This is a genomic window from Photorhabdus africana, from assembly GCF_035181445.1.
Classification (GTDB): Bacteria; Pseudomonadota; Gammaproteobacteria; order Enterobacterales; family Enterobacteriaceae; genus Photorhabdus; species Photorhabdus laumondii.
Window position 1 is genome coordinate 93,738 of record NZ_JAXBVE010000009.1, and the last position, 25,957, is coordinate 119,694.

Annotated in this window: 17 protein-coding genes; 11 read left to right on the forward strand and 6 right to left on the reverse strand. The window is 40.5% G+C overall.

The window, feature by feature from the left end; all coding sequences use genetic code 11:
* Positions 1-140: 140 nt before the first annotated feature.
* Entirely contained in the window at positions 141-10,736 is a 10,596-nt protein-coding gene (rtxA, locus tag SLS51_RS07465) for an MARTX multifunctional-autoprocessing repeats-in-toxin holotoxin RtxA (RefSeq protein WP_323836947.1), read from the reverse strand.
* 970 nt (positions 10,737-11,706) lie between these two features.
* On the opposite strand from rtxA, the gene SLS51_RS07470 reads away from it, so the two are divergent.
* The 11 genes from SLS51_RS07470 (at position 11,707) to SLS51_RS07520 (ending at position 22,291) form a co-directional block, all read left to right on the forward strand.
* Positions 11,707-12,435, forward strand: a complete 729-nt coding sequence (locus SLS51_RS07470) for a gp53-like domain-containing protein (RefSeq protein WP_323836949.1) — start codon at positions 11,707-11,709, stop codon at positions 12,433-12,435.
* Positions 12,436-12,591: 156 nt separating this feature from the next.
* Complete coding sequence (locus SLS51_RS07475) at positions 12,592-13,863, forward strand: phage tail protein (protein WP_323836951.1); 1,272 nt, start codon at positions 12,592-12,594, stop codon at positions 13,861-13,863.
* A 446-nt stretch (positions 13,864-14,309) separates the two neighbouring features.
* Positions 14,310-15,137, forward strand: coding sequence for a phage tail protein (locus SLS51_RS07480; RefSeq protein WP_323836953.1), 828 nt, complete (start codon positions 14,310-14,312; stop codon positions 15,135-15,137).
* Between the two features lie 529 nt (positions 15,138-15,666).
* Positions 15,667-16,494: a phage tail protein gene (locus tag SLS51_RS07485; RefSeq protein ID WP_323836955.1), complete on the forward strand. Its 828-nt coding sequence runs from the start codon at positions 15,667-15,669 to the stop codon at positions 16,492-16,494.
* Position 16,495: 1 nt separating this feature from the next.
* Complete coding sequence (locus SLS51_RS07490; RefSeq protein ID WP_323836957.1) at positions 16,496-16,930, forward strand: tail fiber assembly protein; 435 nt, start codon at positions 16,496-16,498, stop codon at positions 16,928-16,930.
* Between the two features lie 387 nt (positions 16,931-17,317).
* Positions 17,318-18,145, forward strand: a complete 828-nt coding sequence (locus SLS51_RS07495; RefSeq protein WP_323836959.1) for a phage tail protein — start codon at positions 17,318-17,320, stop codon at positions 18,143-18,145.
* 47 nt (positions 18,146-18,192) lie between these two features.
* A complete protein-coding gene (locus SLS51_RS07500) occupies positions 18,193-18,627 on the forward strand; it encodes a tail fiber assembly protein (protein ID WP_323836961.1) in 435 nt (144 codons plus the stop codon).
* Between the two features lie 413 nt (positions 18,628-19,040).
* Complete coding sequence (locus SLS51_RS07505) at positions 19,041-19,763, forward strand: gp53-like domain-containing protein (protein ID WP_323836963.1); 723 nt, start codon at positions 19,041-19,043, stop codon at positions 19,761-19,763.
* 54 nt (positions 19,764-19,817) lie between these two features.
* Entirely contained in the window at positions 19,818-20,252 is a 435-nt protein-coding gene (locus SLS51_RS07510; RefSeq protein WP_323836965.1) for a tail fiber assembly protein, read from the forward strand.
* A gap of 387 nt (positions 20,253-20,639) precedes the next feature.
* The gene (locus SLS51_RS07515) at positions 20,640-21,470 is read left to right on the forward strand and encodes a phage tail protein (protein ID WP_323836967.1); all 831 of its coding nucleotides are present in this window, start codon (positions 20,640-20,642) and stop codon (positions 21,468-21,470) included.
* 560 nt (positions 21,471-22,030) lie between these two features.
* Positions 22,031-22,291, forward strand: a complete 261-nt coding sequence (locus SLS51_RS07520) for a YfhL family 4Fe-4S dicluster ferredoxin (RefSeq protein ID WP_323836969.1) — start codon at positions 22,031-22,033, stop codon at positions 22,289-22,291.
* Positions 22,292-22,293: 2 nt separating this feature from the next.
* Here SLS51_RS07520 and acpS read toward each other — a convergent pair whose 3' ends face one another.
* The 5 genes from acpS to rnc all read right to left on the reverse strand — a co-directional run bounded on the left by acpS (position 22,294) and on the right by rnc (position 25,927).
* A complete protein-coding gene (acpS, locus tag SLS51_RS07525) occupies positions 22,294-22,674 on the reverse strand; it encodes a holo-ACP synthase (RefSeq protein WP_323836971.1) in 381 nt (126 codons plus the stop codon).
* Entirely contained in the window at positions 22,674-23,405 is a 732-nt protein-coding gene (pdxJ, locus tag SLS51_RS07530) for a pyridoxine 5'-phosphate synthase (RefSeq protein WP_323836973.1), read from the reverse strand. Before pdxJ ends, acpS begins: the two co-directional genes overlap by 1 nt.
* Before the next feature lie 206 nt (positions 23,406-23,611).
* The gene (gene recO, locus SLS51_RS07535) at positions 23,612-24,331 is read right to left on the reverse strand and encodes a DNA repair protein RecO (protein ID WP_323836975.1); all 720 of its coding nucleotides are present in this window, start codon (positions 24,329-24,331) and stop codon (positions 23,612-23,614) included.
* Positions 24,332-24,341: 10 nt separating this feature from the next.
* Complete coding sequence (era, locus tag SLS51_RS07540) at positions 24,342-25,250, reverse strand: GTPase Era (RefSeq protein ID WP_112876369.1); 909 nt, start codon at positions 25,248-25,250, stop codon at positions 24,342-24,344.
* A complete protein-coding gene (rnc, locus tag SLS51_RS07545) occupies positions 25,247-25,927 on the reverse strand; it encodes a ribonuclease III (RefSeq protein WP_323836978.1) in 681 nt (226 codons plus the stop codon). Before rnc ends, era begins: the two co-directional genes overlap by 4 nt.
* Between the last annotated feature and the right edge of the window lie 30 nt (positions 25,928-25,957).

Here is a 25,957-nt window from a genome sequence, read left to right on the forward strand (position 1 = left end):
AGATTCTTATAATAAATTCAACATTAACAAATAAAACTCAGAAATAGTTACCAACTAAAATTTCACAAAAAAATAGCCCACATTTCTGTGAGCTATTTTTATTTCCACGACCATTATTTTGCTGATTTACAGAGCGCTAATTAAGCAAATTTTCCCTTGCCAAGGGTTACATCGGCCCATGCCGTGGCAACAGCAGCTCTCGCCTTACTGCCCAGACTCTCAATAAAACCATTATCGCCCACTGTCGGGGAAAAACTACTCATTGCCTGAATCAATGAATCAACCGCATTGTCAGAAAGTGCCGTAAATTTATACTCGCCCGATTTGTCTTTATCCCCCATCTGCGTCACTAATTTAGCACGATGACCATTAAAGTAATCATTAAAGGTAACTGAACCCACCGATTCAAAGATCTCCTGAGCAGTGTTGTCCTGAGTATGGCGGTTCACTGACAGCACCAAATCATATCCACTGCGCTGGAACCATAAGTCTTTCCAGTCAACACCATTAAACAAGATCATATCTTCTGCGTTGATATCGTTAACCCGGTTATCAATCACTTCTGCGCTGACCACAAAGCTATCGACACCGGCTCCACCCTGGAAGCTGTTCTGATAACCGCCCAGCACTAACAAATCCTGTCCATCACCGCCGTTAAACTGGCTGAACTTCGAAATCGCAGCGGCTATTAAGTGATCATCACCTTCTCCGCCATTAATCACCGCATGGTAGCCCATCAACTTAATCGTATCATTGCCGGAATAACCATCGATCCGGTTGTCATTGCCAAATACTCTGGCAAAGTCATCGCCTTCACCTAAATCAACCCGGTTGTTATTGCCGATGGTCACCGCGTAGTCCTGACCTGCCCCAGTATCCACCCGGTTATAGTTACCGGAAGTCACGACGTAATCCTGCCCATTACCCGCATCAATAAGGCCGCCTTCACCAAAGACAAACGTCTGGTCATTACCTTCGCCCATAAAGACATGGTTAATACGTCCGGCCACCACGGCGGTATCGTCACCATTGCCGCCAAACATCCAGTTTTCACGCCCCATGAGAACGCCCATATCATTACCTTCACCACCCGTAAAGATATTGGATGTTCCTAGTGAGTAATAAACATCATCACCGCGACCACCCCAGAAATTGTTGTTATCGCCCAAATAGGCACCGAGATCTTTACCCTCCCCGCCCCAGTTGAAGTTATAGTTCCCCAGTGATACATGAGCATCACCATCCCCTTGCAGATGACCACTATTACGCAGGAAATCAAACGTTTTCTGCTTCATATTGAGTAGATCCGCTGTCAGGTTTTCTTTCAGGTTAACCACTAACGACTTCATCTCTTCTTGCTTATTTACGCTAAACATCGTTGCAAACAGGTTAGGTAAATTCAGCGAATTAAAGCCAACCGCACGTTCTGCTTCGCTATTCGCTTGAGCGCTATCTCCGTTGATGCTCACCACCGCGCCTTGTTCCTGATTTTTATCGGGCGCTTTCTCTTTCAAACCATGATTTTCCGCAAATGTCCTGACCCCATCTTCTCCCGCTTTAATACCGGCCTGCAAACTATCCAGCAATTTCTTCGGGTTGGTGAAGGCTGCCAGTTGATCACCGCTAAACTCCTTTATCACTCCCAGCATCTCTTTTAGCATCGCCTCACCATCAACAGGCTCGCCCGTGCGGGAAACAATACGTCCATCCGCGGTGTAATCCACACCAAAAATATCCGCCAAGGTGGTATCCGCACCCACCTCCGATAATCGGCCAAGCAGCTTATTTTGAAGCTGACGCGGTAAATCCTGCAAGGTATAGGTGAAGGTCGTTTTCGCCATACCCGTTGCCGAGAACTGCTGGGTCATCAGACCAAACAGTGAACCCAGATTGGTATCCAAAATTGACTGAATATTGTCACCGAACGTAAAGTTCCAGTTGCCGGTCGTCACCTGAATATCAGCGCCACGCCCGCCAACAGCAAAGTTGAAGGCCAGCTTCTGATTAGCCTGACGGAATTTATCTGCCCGGCTCATTTTGCCCATTTCAATGCTATTGCCATTTTCACCTAACCACTGATTAAATTTCTTATTCAGTGCTGATTCGGCGTCATTCTGCAAACCACGGCTGCTACGTTCATGTTGTGAGTCCAAGTCAAGCAGCGTTTTGTAATCCACGCTACTGGTTTGGTCTAAACCAGACATATCACGCACAAACTTCCTCGCGCCGGCAATTGTCCATTGCTGATCTTGTACCGCTAACCAATCCTGCGTTTCACCGGAAAGAGCAATACCTTTCAATACCTCAGCAATACGAGCAGCACCATCAAATGGATTGACCAACGGTGGCGTTGGGATGGATTTATCCATCATCACAATCAAGTCATTACTGCGTCCTTGATTGAAGCTGACATTACGGTTACCAATAAACATCTGCGCGCCTTCAAGCGCCTGATAGCCGCCTATATCAACGCTATGTTTGCTATCACCATGACCAATGTGAACCATCACATTGTTGTCACCGAAAGCCAGCGATTTAAAACCACCGGTTCCCACTTTAATGCCTACGTTCGAGGTTCCCCAGTTAAGCGCCGTAAACTCGCCTTCACCGACATCCACCTGAATATTACCGGAGTAACTGAGCTGATGATGCGAGTTATCGCTGGCGTTAACCTTTTTACGATTTTGTGGCTCAATGAAAATTTCTGTGTTATCCGCAATTTCCCCTTTGGTAACCGAATCAGCCTGCGTGTACCCGACTTTAGCGAAGTCGATATCGCTTTCAGCAATACCACGACGAACCTGTTCGGTATGCGTTATCAGTTTATTCTCCGCATTCAAGCTCAATACAATTTTGTTATCAGGCGAGTTGTTAACCCATTGGTTATTTTCGTCACGGGTAAATTTACGGCCTGTTGCGTCAACCGCAACTTCGCTACTACGGGCTGACACATCACTGCGAATGCCTTGTTTATCCAATTCAGTAATAAAGCGACGCGCAAAGCCATCCCGTTTATCATCACTAATCAGTGAACAACCCACCAAACTGATGTGATCGGGTTTGCTGATGGCCTGTTTGCCCAGCTTAGCCGCCTGATAAAACTGATTTAGTTTCGTCGCCAATTCATCAGCGCTGTAACCACTCAGACGAATGTTATTCTGCTCTGACGTATCACGACCATGACCGACAACCTGCCAACGTAATTTATTTGATAATTTAGCCAGATCGCCATAAACAACACGATATTTACCGTTGGCATCGAGTTGAATAACCACGCTGGAATCCGGGTGTTTACCCGCCAGATTAGCGGCTGCTCTGGCAGCTATCGGGTCATCTTCCATCTGAAGAATAATCTGACCATCAAAACGGGTTTCACGACCATCAGTCTGCGGCGTTACGTCCACCTTTTGCCAGCCATCAACGGGCTTTTTCAGATGACTATCGCCGATAATCGTCGGTTCTACCCCTTTATTTGTGCCAGATAACCCCTCTAAGTCTTCCACCGCAGGGCGGCTTTGTGGTTTTACTACCGCATACTTCTGATAAAACTCTTGAGTTTCTTTAAACGCGTTATCCAGCGCCTGATTGACCCACACCTTACCCGATTCCCCAGCAATATCCGCCAGATCCTGATAATTAGCCGTGTAGCTGTTCAGTATCTGTTTACGTTTTATCTCATCAGTTGCTTGTAGTGCCCGATAAACCACCAGACTTTCGTTGACAGAGTGACCACCATCAAATACCAAAAACGACAGCGTATTGAGATAGCTCTGCCCGGTTGAGAAGTCGGGTTGCTTGCTGGCAATATAGTCATTGAGGTGAACCATGATATTGGTCGAGCCAGACGCGCCAGTTACCACAGACTGGCCTCGCTCCAATGCATTACTCTCAAATGCCGTTTCCCGTCCAGGAGTCAAGATCCGGCCTGCCGCGACCTTTCTACCATACAAAAAGTCGTCATGTTTATTATTCGCAGGTTGGTAGGGCAACGCCGTGCCATAATCATTGGTCTGCTTTCCGGTAATTTCTACTTTGTACTTAACATCCTCCGCATTCGTCCCGGCAGTCAGTTCAGTACTGGTTGAACGAGCTTTGGTGATCACGTTCAGATAGAAAGAATCCCCTTTTCTCTTCCAGTCAGCAACATCCATCCCCATTCCCGATGTGGTCGCCATTTTTACCGCCAGAAACGGCACCTTAATCACAGAAAAACCATCATCAACCTTGGTCATCATGGTCTTGAAATTAACAAAAGTCGGATCGTCCAAGAATGTCGTTACCTCAGGCACCCGGCTGAACCAAGGGCGAAAATCCTTATCAATAGCCTTGGCAAAAACTCGCATCTTTTCGTCAATTACCTTGTCACGTTTCTCGCCTTCAGGATAAAGATCACCTATCCACCGCCCAAAATCTTCTACCAAGAAGTTACCTGTTCGTTCAGCAATATTTTTCGCCTCCGGTGAGGCCGTTTTCACCAGTTCATAAGCCAGTTCAGAATCAAAATGGCGGCCAAACAGGTTATCAATATATTGTCCAGTGACCTTCTTTTTATTGGCATCATCCAACAGTTGTTGAGCCAGCGTGTGTAATTCAGGATATGTTTGCAACCGGGCGACAGCATCCTTAAATAATTCTTTGGTTTTTTCATTTGTCACTTGCCCGGTAAGCCAAAGTTCTCTGGCACGTTCAATCAGCAGCTTACCTTCTGGGATAGCTTCCTGTTGTAATCGGCTGACGAAAACGATAAGGCTTTCGCTTTCGGTCTTAGGTGCTTCCCGCTCTGCTACAGAGTTAGTCTGGGTTAATGGCTTAATTTGCAAATCAGTGAGACGATTAATTTCGCTTTGCGCAATATCGCCTTTCAGGCCCACCACACGGCCAATCCCATCGAACGATACCTGCTGTCCAAACTGCGCAACCTGCTCAGGTGCCACAGCGATCCCCAAAATCCCGGCCGACTCAGCTCTCTGGGCCTGAATGTGAGCAACCAGCTCACCCATCTCAAAACGTAAGCTTTTCACCAGCTTACTACGTTGAGTGAATTCCTTGGGATCATGCTGTTGCCAATGAGCCAGTGCTTGTTCAAGCTGCAATACATGCTGTTCATCGGGCTGCTCGACGGTACGGTTAAAAGCCTCACGCACGGCCACCAGCGCCTTACTAGGCAAATCGGTATTTATCGAACCAAGACGCCTTTTAGTCGAATCAATAAACCGTTTATCATTCTTCTTCAGTAAGATAAGTTCTAATTTTTTAAGTACAGAAGAATGAGATCTAGGGTTATTTCCCCCTAATCCTTGCAGATCAATACCTGAAATCGTCGGCGCTTTTCTGATTAATTCTCTGGATTTATTTAAAGTTGATTTCACCGCGCCATCGGATGATGTTTCGGTAAACATTGACATGATCGAAGCACCGGTATTTTCTGAACGCATCCCTTTATTAAACTGTAACCGATTGACTGCTTGTTGCGCATTATTCAAAGCAGCCAAATCTTCTGCTGTTAGTGCCAGATCTTCACTGAGCCAACCGTCAGGTTCAGCTTTTGAGGCAGGATCGATATGACTCTTCGATTTCTCCACCTTAATCGGTGTATAAGCGTTTCCTGACAAACCGCTGCCCGCTGCCCCAGTGCGATCCGGTTTAGCATTATCAGCCTGTTGCACGCTTTTTGCATTCTTCTGCGCCTGTGTCGTTTTATTTTCCGCCGCGGTACTATCACTTTCACCACGCTGTTTCGCTTTGTCATACGCGGTATTGGCGTCACTCACCGCTTTATCGGCTCGTTGTCTCTGTAATAATGCCTCTTCTTTTCTCTGCCCTGCTTTTTTCTCAGCGTCTGCAATATCGTCGTCTGCACTATCTAGATTCTCAGCGCTTTTCGTGAAACCTACTTCTGATTTCTTAATGGCTGTTATTACTGTTTCTCGTTTATCAATAAAGTGCTGCTGTGCATCAGCTAATTTTTTCTGTGCAGTAAGTTTAGCATCATTTAATTTATTCTGGATATTATCCAGATATTCACCAGCAAACCGATTACGCCACTCATCACCTGATTTACCATCATAATTTCCATAGTTATTAAGCGCACCCATACCTTGAGTCAGGGAGAATAGTTCTTCCGTGACTCCCCTAGACTCTTCACTTATTGCATCACGCTGTACTTGACCATTGGTATTCAGCGCAGCCTGATTGGTTGATTCTAGTTGGCCTTGTGATTTTGAAATCGTTTTAAGCTGTTTATCTTTCTCTTGTTGCAGACGCTGATGATTTATCTCCGCTTTTTCTTTATCGCTTAACGCATTTTGCGCGGCTTTATTCTGCTTCGCATGTCTGACAACCGTATCAGCGTGTGGTGGTGCCTGATCCTGAGCTGAACCAACATTATCTCCAATCTGCAAGTCATTCTGAATAACGTTAATATCAGGCGTTTCCACCGGGGTTATTGCACCACTCAAGTTGTTCGCCAGATCCGAACTCACTTCATCAATTTTATCCATCTGGAAGCCATCAATGGCGGAAACTTCGGTTAAATTAATCGCCCCTCTACCTTTATTGACGCCAGAAGTATTTGCCTCATCACCACGAATCAGATAATTAATCGCCTGGCTTCCCTCTACATTGAACACAGTTTGTTTAATATTCTCAAACAGAGAAGAGAGATGACTACTTTGTGTGTTGCTCTCTGCAATAGAAAGACTGTAGAAATCACCATTACCCACCTTAATCGCCACATTATTGCGGGCATAAGAGGCATTGATCCCCAGGCCATCGCCAATATGAATATTGGCATTACCTTTGCCTTTCATGATCGCAACATTGAGACCATTTCCAACTTTGGTATTGACGTTATATTCACCCCACACCGCGTTGACCGAAACTCCGTCACCTACTTTGGTATTCACATTCAAGTCGCCATGTGTCGCAGTGACGCTTAAACCATTCCCTACCGTAGTGGTGATATTGGCTTTACCCTTTGCCGCGGTAACCTGCATACCATCACCGACTTTGGTGACGATATTGCCTTTACTCCACAAAGCATTAAAGCTGTCACCGTTACCGACCTGAGTCACAATGTTGGCATCAGCTTTAGCAAGTACTACATTATTCCCATCGCCTACCTTAGTAATCACATTAGCTTTGCCCCAGGCTCCCGTGTAATCATCACCGTTACCAACATGGGTGATAATATTAGCATCGCCCTGAACTACCGTGACTTCTCGCATTCCGCCCACTTTGGTAATGATATTCGCTTTACCTTTCGCGAAATTGTAACGATCGCCATTACCAACATGAGTCAGGATATTAGCCTCACCCCAGACGGCGTTAATCCCTGTACCTTCCCCCACTTTAGTGATGATATTGGCTTTACCTTTAGCGAAACCCACGGTTGTGCCATCACCAATGTGGGTCATGATGTTGCCCACATCGGAAATAAGCAGGCCGACCGTCGTCCCACTACCCACTTTCGTCAGAATATTGCCTTTACCTAATAACACGGCAGCCGTCGTTGATGCTCCCATATGAGTAACAACGTTAGCCTCTGCCGCGGCCACAACCCCCATAAAACCCTTGCCCATTTTGGTGACAATATTGGCTTTACCCAGTGCCAATATCCCAGTTAAACCGTCGCCATAATGGGTCATGATATTAGCCTGACCAAACATTGCCGCCAGCGTTGTCCCATCACCCACTTTGGTCATCACGTTCAACTTACCGGCAAATAAGCCAATACTGGTGCCATCACCTACATGCGAATAGATATTAGCTTCACCCACCATCAAACCTAACGCCAAATCATTGCCCGCTTTCGTCAGGATATTGCCCTGCCCGATCATCGCGGCAAAGGTTGAGCCATTACCAATATGGGTCATCACATTGGCCTCACCGATCATCGCTGCCAAGGTCGTCCCATTACCCACTTTGGTAGCGATATTGCCTTTAGCCAACATCAAGGCAACGCTCATCCCATTCCCAACGTGAGTAAACACATTGCCAGCGGCTATCATCAATGCCAACGCCTTACCATCCCCTACTTTGGTAAAGATATTGCCCAGACCCCCCATCAACGCCCATGCATCACCCTTGCCAACATGGGTAAAGATGTTGCCGGCCCCAATCATGGCCGCAATTGCGGTGCCATCTCCCACTTTAGTAAAGATGTTACCTGCTGCTCCCATGATACCCAGTGTCTGATAGTCACCAACATGAGTCAGCACATTACCAATCCCAAGCATAATGCCGGTAGTATCACCGTTGCCTACTTTAGTCAGGATATTGGCACCACCCAACATCACCCCCGTCGTGCTTCCATAACCAATGTGAGTCAGAACATTTGCGCCACCGCCCATCAGCGCAACAGCATCACCTCTTCCCTTTTTGGTCAGGATATTGGCTCCACCCAATGCAATTGCCGTGGTGTCTGATATTTCATTATCACCTGTAATATGCGTAATAATGTTAGCTCCCCCGAGCATACCGGAAACCAAATTATCTCCGCCAAGCTTGGTCAACACATTAGCACCACCCAAAAGTACCGAGGAAATATTCCCTTTACCTTTTTGGGTCATGACATTAAAACCGCCGACACCTAACCAATTCGCGCTGCCCTTACCTATTTGGGTATGAGTGTTATACCCCCCCAACATGATGACCCGGCTGTCGCCATTACCTTGGTGGATTGAGATATTGCCAATCGCCAGAAGGTGAGCCAGATACCGTCCATCACCGACACGCACCAGAACGTTTGCCGCACCACCGGCACGAACATCCATTTCCCCATTCCGGCTTTGGTGAACAAGGACATTCGCCAAACCTGCACCACGGAATGTCAGATTGCCATCTACGCCACTTTTTTCGATGATATTGGCAGCACCTGCGCCTTCAAAATGCGTATTACCAGATCTCGAACTATGAAGAATGACGTTAGCAATCCCATCACCTTCAAAATTAACATTGCCATTTATTACACTGGATTTAATAAGGTTTCCGCCACCCATACCGCTAAAATTAACGTCACCGGAGCTATCACCGATATTCGCAGATGATTTCACCCATTCCTGATGACTATCTTCTTCAATATGTTCTAAATGTTCAGAGACACGACGTACAGTATCGACTTGATATTTAAGGTTAGTGAGTGAATATCCCCCCGCCTCCATCGAGCTATAACCATTTGCGTGTGAAAAATCTTCATTGGCTAAATCACGGGTATGGTCGCCCGCTTTATACCAGGCACTGGCATAATATTTCAGCTCGCCGGTTTTATCATCATTCTTCAATTCCACCACAACCACTTTGGTATATGACTCGACATATTTGGCATAGACATAAGCATTTGATCGGCGATTCGATTTCACCGCCGAAACATCCAATACCGAACCATTAGAATAGATTGAACGCCCATGCATTTTTGCATCAATCAGCTTGATATCTTCTGCTTTAGCGGTGGTTCCGCTGGCATAAGTCACCCACTGATTTTCTCGCAAATCTTCTTCAACAGTATGCTGAATAGTAACGGGTTGATGATGTTCAAAGATTAAATTGGAAAGACGATAATCACCATCATTGCTTATATCGTCATATCCATTCTCTAAAGAGATATTTTCCGTAGCAAGATTTTTGAGTTGATTACCATTTTTACGCCATGAAGTGGTGTAATAACTCAGTTTATCGGTTTTAGGATCATTATTTAGCTGAACTTTGCTGATCTTAGTATATTTTCCGTCAGCAAACGCAAAAAGGTAAGTATTGGGTTCAATCGTTGATTTAATAGCCGTCACTTGCTGAGGCTTTTGGACGCCCATTTTCGCCGTTATTAATACAATTTTCTCCGCGCTAGCGTATCCCAAAGCTTTATTATACGAATCGCTATCTTCACCTATTCTTGATATTTCATTGTAACCACCAGCACCGGAGAAATTGATATTACCATGAGCTATATCAGAATAAATTTTGTTATAACCTCCGGCACCTTCAAACTCGATATTACCGCGAGTCTTTTCATATTTATCTTTACTTTCTCGCAAACGTTCAATGCGATTTGATGCTCCAGCACCCTGAAAGATAATATTGCCTTCTTTCCCTTTACGAATAATGTGGTTATCAACCCCAGCACCAGTGAACTTAATATTACCGCTTTCAACCCGCGAGCTGATGCTATTTGCTGCCCCTCCACCATTAAATATCACATTTCCCTTGCTTCCTTCATAACGGTCATGCCAGGTACGGTCAATTTTATTACCCGCCCCTGCGGCATTAAAGTTTAAATCCCCCTGATGAGTTTCGTGCCATAATCCGTTATAACCACCGATACCTTTAAACGCCACATCACCGGATTGACCTTTACGATTCAGGTTATTATAAGCAGCAGCCCCAGAAAAATTTAGATTACCGCTGCTCCCTCGGTGATCCATAGAAACACCACCCGCCGCACCAGCAAATGAAATATTGCCATTACCGCTTTTACCAATACTTACGTAACCTGCGGCACCATGTACCTTCAGATTACTGTCAATATCCACTATTTTTAGATATCCGGCAGCACCCTCTACAGCCTTATCGCCAGAAGTGGCATGGATTGTTGTCTCAAGCGCACCAACGGTAATATTATCATTCCCTTTTTTGGCATAAATCTCCCCTCCCAATCCAATAGCAACAATATTATTCCCACCATCATCATCATCATATTTCCCAGTAAAGAAAAATTCCGCACTACGGTTTGATGATTTCCCCATAAACAATCCCTTAATTAAGTTGAGGTTAAATATACTCGTTATCTTTCAAGCTGCCTCTTTGTTGGCTGTACTCGTTCACCCCGGTCACATAATTACCTATGCTCCCGGGGATTCGCTCCCTTGCCGTCGCGATACATCTTGAAATCCATAGGGTATATGCTCCCGGAGATTCACTCCCTTGCCATCGCGATCCATCTTGAAATGCATTGGATATATACCCAAAAAAATAAGAGAGAAAATGCTTTTGTTATCACGAGTATCAAAGATAACTTGTTCTAATTTTTTAAACATATTTCTCCCTTAAGAATAAATTTATTCACAAAGACAACACAACATATCGAAAAATAGAAGCATTAATCCCAAGGATATAATGAGCTTATATCTCTATAAATATGGTCAAATGAATAAGAAAAATAATAGTTCATCTACAAAAATATCATCTAACAATAATAGTCTGATTTTTTTATAAAAACACAGATAAATCCTTAAAGCACAATATTAACAAAAGAAAAACAAAAATATATCATAAATAAAATTTCTGCTTTCTGGATATAAACGTCTTTCTGGTACAGAGAGATCACCATCGTTCAGGCGACAATAATCTTTCAGTTGCTGTCCAGAGCTAACACCCATCTTTTTATAAATAAATCTTCATCATTATAATATAATCTCTAATTAAACCTTCGAGATTAATAGTTGTGGTAATATAATATTCCATTTCCAAATTAATAATTCAGTTATAAAAATAAAAACCCAGCACCAAATGACTTGGTATATTTTCGATCACAAGAGATTAAACTATTTATCGCTATCAGTCATACATAAATAATCAATCATTTAATCTATAATAGCATCTTACCAACCTTTTTTTAGGCTAAACTCTATAGTTGAAATCAATCGCGAGAAATCATGTGTACTATAACCCAAGATATTAATTACAAAACAATGTTATTTAATTTAAGGAAAGCATATGAGTCCTAAAAATGATTTTAAAGCGTTTTCTACTAGCGCCAATGCCAATGTAGTGAGTCAACAAGAATATGAAACAAGTCAGAATTTACAAACTGGGTTTCCACCAGAAGATATTACTATTCATGTGCTAAATAAAGCATTACGTCAATCGTCAACAATAGCCTCTGTCGTCGCTAATTTCATTGCGACACAATCTGGTGAAGATGTTCTTGATGATGGAGATACCGCTAAACTTAATATTCAATTAAATAAAGCGTTACAACAAAAAATTGCAACACAAGTTCCCAATGCCTCATTAATACAAAAAGGTGTTGTTCAACTTACAAATGTGGTTGGCAATAATAATACATTGGCTGCAACACAGAAACTTGTCTCCGATATCAATAATAATTTGAATAATAGAATTAATCAGCTTCCAGACATGTCGCTTTTCACCAAAAACTTGAATGAAGCTGGCTGGCAAAAATTACCTTCTGGTCTAATTGAAATGTGGGGAATAGCTCAAATTAATGGTCATGGCTCTTACACGTCTGGATATTTAAACAACTTCCCAATACCATTTCCAAATAAATGTTTTAATGTCACGTTAACTCATAAGGGGCATAGCCCTAACGCAGCAGGAATATTTGCAGTCATCATAGAAAATCAGCGTGAGTTTCGATGTTTTAGAAGTCCTACTAATTGGACTCCTGCTGTTCTAGCATATTTTAGAGCAGTAGGATATTAATTTAATAAAAATCAAATTGTTATAATTATTTAATTAACATGGCAAAAAATCATGACCAATAAAAACCATGTATTCAATGCATTAAATAAGGAATCAATTTTACAATAATTCAATATGTTATTTATAAAATTCATTACTTAATCTAAGGAGTATAGTATGAGTCCTAAAAATGATTTTAAGGCTTTTTCTATTAGTATTAATGCTAATGCAGCGAGCCAAGAAAAATATGAAGAAAGTCAGAATTTGAAAACTGGGTTTGCACCCGATGGTATCACCACTAATATATTAAATAAGGCATTACGTCAATCATCTACAATATCCTCAGTAGTCGCTAATTTTATCGCGACACACTCTGGCAATGATGTTCTGGATGATGGAAATATAGATAAACTCACCGCTCAATTAAATCAGGCACTGGAACAGAAAATGGCGCCAAAGGTTCCCGATGCCTCATTAACACAGAAAGGTATTGTTCAGCTTACCGATGTGGTTGGTAATAGTCATTCACTCGCTGCAACTCAGAAGCTTGTTTCTGATATAAATGATAATGCTAACAGTAGATTAGCCAAAAACCAAAATGGGGCAGATATTCCCAATAAAAATGAGTTTGTGAAAAATCTCGATTTATTGGAAACCGTCAATTTGGCGAGAAATGCTGTGCCGAATAGTCGGAAAATTAATGGTAAGGCGCTGACTGGAGATATCAATTTAGCGGCTGGCGATGTGGGGGCATTTAGGCTTGGATTAACAGGAAAATACTCTGTTGATAACCAAGTCCCGTGGAATGTAGATTCAGGGTCATATGATTTACTGCATACGAAATTTAGTGATCATGTTGTGCACTTCTATAATGGCGTTGGAAGTTGTCCCGCTTTTCAGTTGAAAGTGCATTATAAAAACGGGGGTATTGCTTATCGCTCGGCTCGTGATAATTATGGATTTGAAGAAGATTGGACTAGCATTTATACAACCAAAAACAAACCTACTGTAAATGAACTTGGCTTATCAGAAACCGTGACATTGGCAAAAAATGCGGTTCCTAATAACAGGAAAATTAACGGCAAAGCGCTGATTGAAGACATCAATCTGGAAGCCAGAGATGTCGGGGCATATTCACGTTCGGAATCCGACGAGCGATATCAAAAGAAAGGCCCTAATCAGGGATGGCGAAAAATAGGAAAGAGTGGAGATAGCGGAAGTAGCATATTACTGAGTCAGGACATACGAGGAAGATGTATATATTTACGTACTGGTAGCCCAGGTATATTTTTACCTTTACAAATGCCTCCGATCGATAATATTTTGGTTGGCACTGGATATGGATCAAAAGGATGGCTCGTTGTGCATTCATCAGACGGAGGAGTGAGGTTATCTATAGTAAACAAAGAGGATTGCCCTGATATTACAGAAATTTATATTGCTGATTAGAATTATGGGCTGCATGGCAGCCCTTTTCCCATTTTGTTTTTTAGCAGATAATTCACACCATTATTTGATAAAGATATTTACCTATATTTATGGAGCAAACATAAAACAAATATAATAATCTAACCAATAGACAAAATAATATTATTTTCGCAACCGATATTCTGACACCATGTATTTTAAGAAAACTTGTTAAAATTATTTAAAAAATTTACAAAATAATTTCCAAATGTAAAATAAAAACATTTTGAATATACTTTCGATTACAAGACGTTAAAAAAATTATTATCATCAGCCATATACAAATAATTAATCGACTGATTAATAATGAAATTTTATTATTTACTTCTTGGAGTAGGCTATAATTTAAATAAATCTCGACAAATTACCCTCACTATAACCCAATATATTAATTATAAAATAATATTATTTACTTAAGGAATATATGTATGAGTCATAAGAATGATTTTAAAGCGTTTTCTATTAGCAATAATGCGAATGTAGTCAGTCAAGAAAGATACGAAGAAAGTCAGAGTTTGTATTCTGGGTTTCCACCAGATAATGTTCCCACTCACTTATTAAATAAGGCATTGCGTCAATCGTCCACAATAGCCTCTGTTGTAGCTGATTTTATTGCGACAGAATCTGGCAGTGATGTTTTGGATGATGGTAATATAGCCAAACTCACTGCACAATTAAATAAAGCATTAGAGCAAAAAATTACAACAAAAATTCCCGATGCCTCACTAACACAGAAAGGTGTTGTTCAGCTTACAAATGTAGTTGGCAATAGTAATACACTGGCTGCAACTCAGAAGCTTGCCTCCGATATCAATAATAATGCCAATAACAGACTAGAAAAAACGCAAAACGGTGCCGATATCCCCAATAAAAATGCGTTTGTGAAAAACTTAGGTTTAAATGAAGCAGCAAAACGTGAAGTGGGAACTGGAGTTAATCAAATTCCAGATATGTCATTTTTCACCTCAAACTTGGTTCAGAGTGGTTGGCAAAAATTACCCTCAGGTTTAATTGAAATGTGGGGAATAGCACGAGTTTCTGCCGGAGGAAGACCTGATCTCGGATATCTTAATAACTTCCCAATACCATTCCCAAATAAATGTTTTAACATCACATTAACTCACAATGATTGGGACCCGAGAGCAGCAGGAATATTCGGGGCATCCGTAGTAAATCAGAGTCAATTCAAATGTTTTAGAGGTTTAGGTGACGGTCAACCTTTTGTTTATACTTATTTTAGGGCAATAGGATATTAATTAAAAAGAATTAATTTACTATGATGATTATTTAATTAAAACTGGCAGAAAATTAGTCAGGAAGATATTCCACCACCAGCGAAAAAAGAATTGATATCTATACCCTATGGATTTCAAGATGCATCGCGACGGCAAGGGAGTGAATCCCCGGGAGCATAGGCAACTATGTGACCGGGGTGAGTGAGTGCCGCCAACAAAGAGGCAACTTGAAAGATGCCGGGTATACAAATAATTAGAACAAATAGACTGAAATAATAGCAATCACCCAATCTTCTCAGACCAAAAATAGAATTAATAAACATCATTTTCAAACATTAAATGCAAATAGTTTAGATCCATTTTAGATTACAAAAAATTAACATATTCATTACCAACAATTATATAAAAATAGTTAACCCTATAAGTTATAAGAATATTCCATTATTCTTTTTTCTCACTAAACTATAGTTGACGTGAATAGGGAAAAATTATTTTTATAAAAATTCACTATATTGCTTATAAAATGCACTGCTTAATTGGAGAAAAATATATGAGTCAAAAGAATGATTTTAAGGCTTTTTCTATTAGTGAAAATGCAAATATAATGACCCAAGAAACATATGAAAAAGAACAAAAATTACAAACTGGGTTTCCAACAGCAGATATTACCCCTGAACTATTGAATAAGGCATTACGTCAGTCGTCAACCATATCCACTGCCGTCGCTAATTTTATCGCAACACAATCTGGCGAAGATGTTCTGGATAATGGGGATATAGACAAACTCACCGCCCAATTCAAGAAAGCCTTAGAACAAAAAAACACAACAGAAACTCGCGATGCCTCATTAACAGAAAAAGGAATTATTCAGCTCACAGACCAAATAGGCAACAGTAATACACTCGCTCCAACTCAAAAGCTTGTTTCTGATGTAAATGATAATGCTAATAATCGACTGGCAAAAGACCAAAACGGCGCAGACATTCCAAATAAAGCTGAATTTATAAAGAACCTTGGTTTATCAGATTCAACAAATATAACGATAGGGAATGGTGAAAATCAGGTACCTAATATGTCGTTTTTCACCGCTAACCTGAATCAGGTCGGATGGCAAAAATTACCTTCGGGTTTAATTGAAATGTGGGGAATAGCATCAGTTAAAGGCAATGCTTATGCCGAACCTGGTGCTTTAAATAACTTTCCAATCCCATTCCCGAATAAATGTCTCAACGTCACGTTAACTCACGTTGGTAACGCCCCTCAACATGCAGGCACATTTTCAATAATGACAGTCAATAATGCCCAATTCCAATGTTTTAGCAGTATTCCAAATTTACAAATTCCTGTAGCCGCATTTTATAGAGCAATAGGGTATTAATATGAACGATAAAAACTATGTATTCAGTGCATTAAATAAAGCATTTTATCCGCTATCACTACAACAGGAGTATATTGAAGCTGGCTCATGGCCAAACGACCCCATATCTGTAACGGATGATATATTTAATACGTTCTCGGGAATACCTCCCACAGGGAAAATACTTTCCTCTGGCAAAGAGGGTCTTCCTTGTTGGGAAGATATTCCACCACCAACAAAAGAGGAATTGATATCCATAGCGGAAAGCCAAAAAGCACAATTTATATCTCTGGCAAATGAGAAAATAACCCCACTTTCCGATGCGGTAGAACTTGGTATAGCAACAGGCGAAGAAATACGATTACTCAAAGAATGGAAAAAACACCGGGTGATGCTTAACCGGGTTGATACTTCAACAGCATCGGAAATTGACTGGCCAATTTCGCCATTATCGTAACTAATAAAAAGGCCGGAACTAAGGTAAACCCCGGCCTTTATCATTTTGTTATTGTATTATTGCCAGCACTACAGCAATAAATATTCTGTTATCATCCGAACTATTCTCCATACGTATTAATAACCACGAACGTCATTGAAATCTACTTCCCACAATGAATCTTTTAATAGAAAAATCATTTAAGATAGCCTCTATAAAATAAGTATTAATTACTTAGATAGTATCGAATTTTTTATTGATCAAAGCATATAAAAACCATTAACACCATAATTTATAAAAACATTTAATTATTGTTTTTTATCCTTAAACTATAAGAGGCAGTAAATTATACTTAAAACAATTTAAGATATTAATATAAACCCACTATTAAACCTTAGGAAAATTGATATGAATCCAAAGAATGATTTTAAAGCGTTTTCTATTAGAGACGGTGCTAATGTGGTAGCTCAAAATTTATATGAAGACACTATAGAATTGCAGACTGGATTTCCCCCAATAGGTCTTACCACACATGTATTAAATAAAGCATTACGTCAGTCATCAACAATATCCTCTGTTGTAGCTGATTTTATCGCGACAGAATCTGGCAGTGATGTTTTGGATGATGGCAACATAACCAAACTCACTACACAATTAAATAAGGCTCTAGAACAAAAAATCACAAAAAAAGTTCCCGATGCCTCATTAACACAAAAAGGTGTTGTTCAACTCACAGATATCATTGGCAATAGTAATACACTGGCTGCAACACAGAAGCTTGTCTCCGATATAAATAATAATACCAATAACAGACTGGAAAAAACGCAAAACGGCGCAGATATTCCTAATAAAAATGCGTTTGTGAAAAACTTAGGTTTAGATAAAGCTGCAAACCTGAAAGTGGGAAATGGAATTAATCAAATTCCAAACATGTCGTTTTTCACCGCAAACTTGGTTAAGAATGGCTGGCAAAAATTGCCTTCGGGTTTAATTTTAATGTGGGGATTAGCTCAAGTTTATAACCACAGCGACCCTCAAGCTGGGTATTTGAATAATTTTCCAATACCATTCCCAAATGAATGTTTTAGTATCACGTTAACTCACCGTGGTAATGACCCTCAAGCAGCCGGTATATTCTCAGCAACGATAGAAGATCGGCATCAGTTTCGGTGTTATAAAAATCTTAATTACCATAAACTCACTACTTTTACATTTTTTATGGCAATAGGGTATTAATTAAAAAATAAAATTGATAATTATCCAATTAAAACTGGCAGAAAATCATGAACGATAAAAACTATGTATTCAGTGCATTAAATAAAGCATTTTATCCGCTATCACTACAACAGGAGTATATTGAAGCTGGCTCATGGCCAAACGACCCCCTATCTGTAACGGATGATATATTTAATACGTTCTCTGGAATCCCGCCCACAGGAAAAATACTTTCCTCTGGCGAAGAGGGTCTTCCTTGTTGGGAAGATATTCCACCACCAACAAAAGAGGAATTGATATCCATAGCGGAAAGCCAAAAAGCGCAATTTATATCTCTGGCAAATGAGAAAATAACCCCGCTTTCCGATGCGGTAGAACTTGGTATAGCAACAGACGAAGAAATGCTATTGCTCAAAGAATGGAAAAAATACCGGGTGATGCTTAACCGGGTTGATACTTCAACGGCACCGGAAATTGACTGGCCAATTGCGCCATTATCGTAATTAATAAAAAGACCGGGATTCAGACTGAACCCGGTTTTAATCATTTTTTATTACCAATACTACAATGGTAAATATTCTATTATCATCCAAGCTATTCTTCGCCAAGACTTTATAGCTCATACGACATTAATGATCTTGCCCGTCATCGAAATTTACTTTCCTGAATAAATCTTTCAACATGGAAATTATTTAAGATAGTTCACAAGAGAAACTGAATTATTCCGATATATTTTCAACTGAAATATATTGAATTATTTGTTACTTGAAACATACGAAAAATAATTAACCCCATAAGCTATAAAGATATTTAATTATTACTTTTTATCTCTAGACTATGAGCGTTGAAAAATTATTTCTACAATAATTTAAGATATTATCTATAAAACCATCTATTGAATTTCAGGAAAATACATATGAGTGCAAAAAATGATTTTAAAGCATTTTCTATTGTTAATAACGCGAATGTAGTGAATCAACAAGAATATGAAAGAGAGGAAATTTTAAAATTTGGGTTTCCAGAAAAGAATACGATTTCCCTTCATGTGTTAAATAAAGCGTTACGTCAGTCATCCACAATATCCTCTGTTGTAGCTGATTTTATCGCGACAGAATCTGACAGTGATGTTCTCGATGAGGGTGATACCGTCAAGATCAAAGCTCAATTAAATAGAGCGCTAGAAAAAAAATTTACAAATCAAATTTACGATTTCGCATTGGAAAAAGCAAAAAACGGAGCAGATATTCCTAATAAAAATGAGTTTGTAAAAAACTTGGGTTTAAATGAAGCGGCAAAACGAGAAGTGGGCACTGATGTTAATCAAATTCCAGATATATCGTATTTTACCGCAAACTTGGCTAGCGCTGGTTGGCAAAAATTACCTTCAGGTTTAATTGAAACATGGGGATTTGTACTGGCTAACGGGCACGGCTCTCTTGAGGCCGGGTATTTAAATAATTTTCCAATACCCTTTCCTAACGCATGTTTAAATATTACATTAACTCATGGTGGTTATAACCCCCAAGACGCCGGAATATGTTCAGTAAGCATATTAAATCGGAGTCAATTCCAATGTTATAGAAGTCCTACTAATAATACTTCTCCTGTTGGAGTATTTTTTAGGGCAATAGGATATTAATTAAAAATAATCAATTTACCATTATGATTATTTAATTAAAATTGGCAAAGAATTATGAATAACAAAAACTTTGTATTTAGCGCATTAAATAAAGCATTTTATCCACTATTATTACAACAGAATTATATTGAAGCAGGATCATGGCCAAATGACCCTATATCTGTAACTGATGACATATTTAATACGTTCTCTGGAATACCTCCTACAGGGAAAATACTTTCCTCTGGCAAAGAGGGTCTTCCTTGTTGGGAAGATATTCCACCACCAAAAAAAGAGGAATTGATATCCATAGCGGAAAGCCAAAAAGCGCAATTTATATCTCTGGCAAATGAGAAAATAACCCCGCTTTCCGATGCGGTAGAACTTGGTATAGCAACAGATGAAGAAATGCTATTACTCAAAGAATGGAAAAAATACCGAGTGATGCTTAACCGGGTTGATACTTCAACAGCACCGGAAATTGACTGGCCAATTTCGCCATTATCGTAACTAATAAAAAGGCCGGAACTAAGGTAAACCCCGGCCTTTATCATTTTGTTATTGTATTATTTCCAGCACTACAGCAATAAATATTCTGTTATCATCCGAACTATTCTCCATACGTATTAATAACCACGAACGTCATTGAAATCTACTTCCCACAATGAATCTTTTAATAGGAAAATCATTTAAGATAGCCTCTATAAAATAAGTATTAATTACTTAGATAGTATCGAATTGTTTATTGATCAAAGCATATAAAAACCATTAACACCATAATTTATAAAAACATTTAATTATTGTTTTTTATCCTTAAACTATAAGAGGCAGTAAATTATACTTAAAACAATTTAAGATATTAATATAAACCCACTATTAAACCTTAGGAAAATTGATATGAATCCAAAGAATGATTTTAAAGCGTTTTCTATTAGAGACGGTGCTAATGTGGTAGCTCAAAATTTATATGAAAATAGTCCAGAATTGCGGACTGGGTTTTCACCAGACGGTCTTACCCTCCATATATTAAATAAGGCATTACGTCAGTCTTCCACAATATCATCTGTTGTAGCCGATTTTATTGCGACAGAATCTGACAGTGATGTTTTGGATGACGGTAATATAACCAAACTAACTGCAAAATTAAATAAAGCGTTAGAACAAAAAATCACAACAAAAATTCCTGATGCCTCATTAATACAAAAAGGTATTGTTCAACTCACAGATATCATTGGCAATAGTAATACACTGGCCGCAACTCAGAAACTTGTTTCCGATATAAATGATAATGCTAACGGCAGATTGGACAAAAACCAAAATGGTAAAGATATTCCTAACAAAAATGAGTTTGTGAAAAATCTCGGTTTATTAGACTTAGTATTAGCAGGCACTCCTTTGTTTACACAAGGGAATAATTTCATGACTTTTAAAATTCCATTTTTGAGTGGATTAAAGAGAAAATATCTCTTATTCCAATCTGTATATGTAGTGGCTCCAAATTTAGCTAACGAGGGGAAATTCACTATTACATACCCAATCGCATACTCTTATGAACCTCATGCTATACTTTCCAGCATGGGAGGATATATCAGTGGAGGTAACTATGGTGAAGGAGCTGATATATTAAAAATCAATAAAGAAAACCTAGTAATAATATCACACTGGCAATCTCGCAATACAAACTTTCCGCCTGTCCGCATATTCGTAGTAGGGGTATCAGATAACTAACTTTCAACACTCATAGTTGTTATCTATCTCAGACTTTAGAATTATCTTGATAAAACTTCGGAATTTGATTGGTCAATTCCGCCATTATCGTAATTAACAAAAAGACCGGGATTAGTATAGCGCCCGGTCTTAATTATTTTATTATTGCTAATACTACAGCCGTAAATATTCTATTATAATTCGAACTATTATCACCCACGACTTGCTAGCCCATGCAATATTGGTGACCTTGCACGTTATTGAAATTCCTTATATAGCTAACCGAATAATACAGCTAAGACAGAAAAAATTTCATATATTATGGTTTTATGTTGCCAGGCTTGGTTTTTCAATGTAATTTATGCTGTATATACCCTATGGATTTCAAGATGCATCGCGACGGCAAGGGAACGAATCCCCGGGAGCTTAGATAACTATGTGACCGGGGTGAGCGAGTGCAGCCAACAAAGAGGCAACTTGAAGGATAACGGGTATAGAAATATAAGAAGTGTGTAATAGTAATAAATAAGAACCATCAATAACACACTGATTTAAAATGAAAAATAAGTTAATCTATTGAAATGTCGTTATTAATTAAAAAAAGCTGTATCAATTGTGATATGTGTGAACCCGAATGTCCCAATCAGGCGATATCGATGGGAGATGAAATTTATGAGATTGATGCCGACCGTTGCACCGAATGCATCGGTCATTATGATATTCCAACCTGTCAATCAGTCTGTCCGATAAACAATACGATTATTACCGATCCAAACCGTCAGGAAACAGAAGAACAATTGTGGGATAAATTTGTGCTATTACATCATGCCGACAAAATCTGAAATTAACTTTCCAGAATAACGGTCGCACAGGCATAGCGGCGCTCATCAGCCAATGTCACATGCAAAGAGGTCGCCCCTAATTGCTGAGCCAACGCTGCCGCCGCACCATAGAGCCGCAACATCGGTTTTCCCAGTGCATCATTGACCACTTCAAACTGGTTAAATGCCAGCCCATTACGAATGCCCGTTCCTAATGCCTTTGCTGCGGCTTCTTTTACCGCAAAACGCTTAGCCAAAAAACGAACCGGTTTTTCATGTTGCTGATATTGTTCCCATTCTAATTCACTGAGAATGCGTTTTGCCAAGCGCTCACCAGAGCGCTCGACAACCCCTTCAATACGGGCAATTTCAACAATATCTGTACCTAACCCAATAATAGCCATTAACGGCGAGCTTTCCGCATTTGGGTTTTCATATCTGCCACAGCAGCAGTTAAGCCACTGAATACCGCCCGTCCAATAATGGCATGCCCAATATTCAACTCATAAATTTCCGGCAGAGCAGCAATACGTTGTACATTGTGATATGTCAGCCCATGACCCGCATTAACCGTTAGACCTTTACTCGCAGCATAAGTCACGGCGGCTTTAATACGATGAAACTCTTTTTCCTGTTCTACTTCATTTTCTGCATCAGCATAAGCACCCGTATGAATCTCAATGAAAGGTGCGCCAACTTCACTAGCCGCATCAATTTGTTGATGTTTCGCATCAATAAATAACGAGACAAGAATACCCGCATCAGATAGACGCTTAACCGCCGCAGCAACCTTATCTTTCTGACCAATAACATCTAAGCCCCCTTCTGTTGTCACTTCCTGCCGCTTTTCAGGCACCAAACAGCAAAATTCAGGTTTAATACGACAGGCAATATCCACCATTTCATCAGTCACGGCCATTTCAAGGTTCATCCGAGTCTGAATAGTTTCTTTCAACAGTTCAACATCCCGATCGGTAATATGACGGCGATCTTCTCGTAAATGAATAGTAATACCATCGGCTCCCGCCTGTTCCGCAACAAAAGCCGCTTGAACCGGATCAGGATAATGGGTACCACGGGCATTGCGCACTGTCGCAATGTGATCGATATTAATGCCTAATAATACTTCAACCATATTTATCTCCTGTAGTCATATACCCGTTATCTTTCAAGTTGCCTCTTTGTTGGCTGCACTCTCTCACCCCGGTCACATCGTTTGCTATGCTCCCGGGGATTCGCTCCCTTGCCGCCGCGATGCATCTTGAAATCCATAGGGTATAGTCATATTAGAATGTGACAAGTTTATACTTTCCATCTTGAAGAAAAACAAATTCATTAATTTTATTTCTTTTCAGGCTTATGACGTACAAACTGCCGAAATAATTCACGACTTTTCAAAGACTTGCCACCTAAATAAGGTTTTAATGCAATACGCGTGAAACGCTTTGCTGCCTTCAATGTCGTAGAATCAGGGAATTCACGAGTTGCCAGTGATTTTAATTCGCGCCCGGTAAAACTGTAATGATCAACAACCAAGCTAGCGATAAATCCTTTTTCTTCTCTATAACGGTAGGTCATCGTGTCAGCGATAGGTTCACCACTTCCCGCACAATGCAGATAATCAACGCCATAACCAAGATTTGCCAGCAATGCGAGTTCAAACCGACGCAATGCATATTCCGGTGTATATTCACTGGCAGCAAGAATCTGCAAGCATTGGAGATAATCAAAGAATAAGGCGGGATAAGCCGTTCCCTGTTCAAGCACTCTTGACAACAATTCATTGATATATAAACCGCTGTACAGCACACTGCCAGTAAGGGGAAGGGCCAGAGAGATAGGATCTGCATCACGCAGCGTTTTAATTGCCCCTCGCCCACTCCAACGAACCAGCAATGGGGTAAAGGGCTGCAAGCAGCCTTTCAAATTGGAACGACGGCTACGCGCACCTTTTGCCAACACGCTAATCCGCCCTTCATTTTCAGTGAACAGATCCAATAACAGACTCGTTTCACTGTAAGGACGCCCATGAAGAACAAAAACACGTTGCCAACCGTCCACAGAGGATGCCTTATTTCAAATCATCGACGTAACCCAAGCTACGTAACGCTCGCTCATCATCAGCCCAACCCGCTTTAACTTTAACCCACAGTTCTAAGTGGATTTTTACATCAAACAGCCTTTCCATATCCTGACGGGCTTCAATGCCAATGGTCTTGATTTTACTGCCTTTATTACCAATAACCATTTTCTTCTGGCCTTCACGCTCAACCAGAATCAAACCGTGGATATTGTAACCACCGCGCTCATTCGCCACGAACTGCTCAATTTCAACCGTGACAGAATATGGCAATTCATCACCAAGAAAACGCATAAGCTTTTCTCGGATGATTTCAGAAGCCATAAACCGCTGAGAACGGTCAGTAATATAATCTTCCGGGAAATGGTGAGTCGCTTTCGGTATATATCCGCGCACAATTTTGGCAATCGTATCAACATTCATGCCTTTTTCAGCGCTCATTGGGACAACATCAAGAAAACTCATCTGTTTACTGAGAAAACCAATATGTGGCAATAAGCTGGTTTTATCGGTCACGTTATCCACTTTATTGATAGCCAGTAAAACCGGACAACGCAGATTACGCAATTTGTTCAGTACCATCTCATCATCTGGGGTCCAATGAGTCCCTTCGACAACAAAAATAACCAACTCCACATCACCGATAGAACTGCTGGCTGCCCGGTTCATCAGCCGGTTAATCGCCCGTTTTTCTTCAATATGTAACCCTGGCGTATCCACATAGATAATCTGATACGCACCTTCTGTATGGATACCCATAATACGGTGACGAGTCGTCTGCGGTTTGCGGGAAGTAATAGATATTTTTTGACCTAAAAGCTGATTCAGCAACGTGGATTTCCCCACATTAGGCCGTCCAACTATTGCAACAAATCCGCAATAGGTTTCTTGTTCGCTCATTCAAGCTCCAGTTGTTTTAATGCTTGCTCAGCCGCTGCCTGTTCCGCTTTGCGACGGCTGGAGCCTGTTCCTTTAACCGGCTGTTCAATACCGCTCACTTGACAGTGAATAGTAAATTCTTGATCGTGAGCTTCACCACGAACCATAACAACCAGATATGATGGCAGAGGCAGATGATGCCCTTGCAAATATTCCTGTAAACGGGTTTTCGGATCTTTCTGTTTGTCGCCAGGGCTGATTTCATTCAGGCGGGTTTCGTACCAGCTCAGAATAATTCTTTCAATAGACTGAATATCGCTATCAAGGAAGATGGCACCAATCAGCGCTTCAACGGTATCAGCCAGTATTGATTCACGACGGTAACCGCCACTTTTCAATTCTCCCGGCCCCAAACGAAGGCATTCACCTAATTCAAATTCCCTTGCCAATTCAGCCAGCGTATTACCACGCACCAGTGTGGCACGCATGCGGCTCATATCCCCCTCATCAACACGAGGAAAACGATGATACAACGCATTGGCAATAACAAAACTCAGGATTGAGTCACCAAGAAATTCCAGCCGCTCATTATGTTTACTACTGGCACTACGATGAGTTAACGCTTGTATCAGCAGATCATGCTGATCAAAAGTGTAGCCCAGCTTACGCTGCAATCTGTTAATTACGATGGGATTCATGTGCTACCAATATCGGTCAGAATTCGTCAA